This is a genomic window from Syntrophomonas zehnderi OL-4 (assembly GCF_000983115.1).
Lineage (GTDB): Bacteria > Bacillota > Syntrophomonadia > Syntrophomonadales > Syntrophomonadaceae > Syntrophomonas_B > Syntrophomonas_B zehnderi.
In genome coordinates this window covers 105,332-106,828 of record NZ_CGIH01000005.1, presented here as the reverse complement: position 1 = coordinate 106,828, position 1,497 = coordinate 105,332, and the positions used below count along the sequence as shown (strand labels likewise).

Annotated in this window: 5 protein-coding genes; all 5 read right to left on the bottom strand. The window is 56.8% G+C overall.

What is annotated here, in order from left to right; all coding sequences use genetic code 11:
• Positions 1 to 69: 69 nt before the first annotated feature.
• The 5 genes from AAV90_RS14800 to AAV90_RS14785 all read right to left on the bottom strand — a co-directional run bounded on the left by AAV90_RS14800 (position 70) and on the right by AAV90_RS14785 (position 1,450).
• Positions 70 to 213, bottom strand: a complete 144-nt coding sequence (locus AAV90_RS14800) for a hypothetical protein (RefSeq protein ID WP_157609468.1) — start codon at positions 211 to 213, stop codon at positions 70 to 72.
• A gap of 36 nt (positions 214 to 249) precedes the next feature.
• Complete coding sequence (locus AAV90_RS15220) at positions 250 to 393, bottom strand: hypothetical protein (RefSeq protein ID WP_157609468.1); 144 nt, start codon at positions 391 to 393, stop codon at positions 250 to 252.
• Positions 377 to 520: a hypothetical protein gene (locus AAV90_RS14795; RefSeq protein WP_157609467.1), complete on the bottom strand. Its 144-nt coding sequence runs from the start codon at positions 518 to 520 to the stop codon at positions 377 to 379. The genes AAV90_RS15220 and AAV90_RS14795 overlap by 17 nt, the downstream gene beginning before the upstream one ends.
• Positions 521 to 1,126: 606 nt before the next feature.
• Positions 1,127 to 1,270 (bottom strand): hypothetical protein, encoded by a 144-nt coding sequence (locus AAV90_RS14790; protein WP_157609466.1) that lies wholly within the window; start codon positions 1,268 to 1,270, stop codon positions 1,127 to 1,129.
• A gap of 36 nt (positions 1,271 to 1,306) precedes the next feature.
• On the bottom strand, positions 1,307 to 1,450 hold the full coding sequence (locus AAV90_RS14785) for a hypothetical protein (RefSeq protein ID WP_157609466.1): 144 nt from the start codon (positions 1,448 to 1,450) through the stop codon (positions 1,307 to 1,309).
• Between the last annotated feature and the right edge of the window lie 47 nt (positions 1,451 to 1,497).

Genomic DNA, 1,497 nt, shown 5'->3' with positions numbered 1-1,497 from the left:
AACCGTAGCGGAAGCTTTAGCTTCCGCAAGCATTTAGCGTATCTGCCCATACCTGCCGTAGCGGAAGCTTTAGCTTCCGCAAGCATTTGGCGTATACCCGGGGGAGGCTGATCTACCGGGGGAGGCTGAAGCCTCCCCTACGATTGTCGGCGGGTCGATTGCCGTATCATTTTTCCCGGTAACCGTAGCGGAAGCTTTAGCTTCCGCAAGCATTTAGCGTATCTGCCCATACCTGCCGTAGCGGAAGCTTTAGCTTCCGCAAGCATTTGGCGTATACCCGGGGGAGGCTGATCTACCGGGGGAGGCTGAAGCCTCCCCTACGATTGTCGGCGGGTCGATTGCCGTATCATTTTTCCCGGTAACCGTAGCGGAAGCTTTAGCTTCCGCAAGCATTTAGCGTATATCCGGGGGAAGCTGATCTGCCGGGGGAGGCTGAAGCCTCCCCTACGATTATCCGCAGGCCGATTGACGTATCATTTTTCCCGGGAACCGTAGCGGAAGCTTCAGCTTCCGCAAGCATTTGGCGTATATCCCCGGGAGCCTGGTCTACCCGGGGGAGGCTGAAGCCTCCCCTACGATTATCCGCAGGGCGATTGACGTATCATTTTTCCCGGTAACCGTAGCGGAAGCTTCAGCTTCCGCAAGCATTTGACGTATACCCGGGGGAGGCTGGTCTACCCGGGGGAGGCTGAAGCCTCCCCTACGATTATCGGCGGGGCGATTGACGTATCATTTTTCCCGGTAACCGTAGCGGAAGCTTTAGCTTCCGCAAGCATTTGACGTATACCCGGGGGAGGCTGATCTACTGGGGGAGGCTGAAGCCTCCCCTACGATTATCCGCAGGCCGATCGACGTATCATTTTTCCCGGTAACCGTAGCGGAAGCTTTAGCTTCCGCAAGCATTTGGCGTATATCCCCGGGAGGCTGATCTACCCCGGGGGAGGCTGAAGCCTCCCCTACGATTGTCCGCAGGCCGATCGACGTATCATTATATCCCGGTAACCGTAGCGGAAGCTTTAGCTTCCGCAAGCATTTAGCGTATATCCCGGGGGAGGCTGAAGCCTCCCCTACGATTATCCGCAGGCCGATTGCCGTACGTTTTTACCCGGGAACCGTAGCGGAAGCTTTAGCTTCCGCAGGCATTTAGCGTATATCCGGGGGTGGCTGATCTACCGGGGGAGGCTGAAGCCTCCCCTACGATTATCGGCGGGGCGATTGCCGTATCATTTTTCCCGGGAACCGTAGCGGAAGCTTTAGCTTCCGCAAGCATTTAGCGTATCTGCCCATACCTGCCGTAGCGGAAGCTTTAGCTTCCGCAGGCATTTAGCGTATATCCGGGGGTGGCTGATCTACCGGGGGAGGCTGAAGCCTCCCCTACGATTATCGGCGGGGCGATTGCCGTATCATTTTTCCCGGGAACCGTAGCGGAAGCTTTAGCTTCCGCAAGCATTTAGCGTATCTGCCCATACCTGCCGTAGCGGAAGCTTTAGCTTCCGC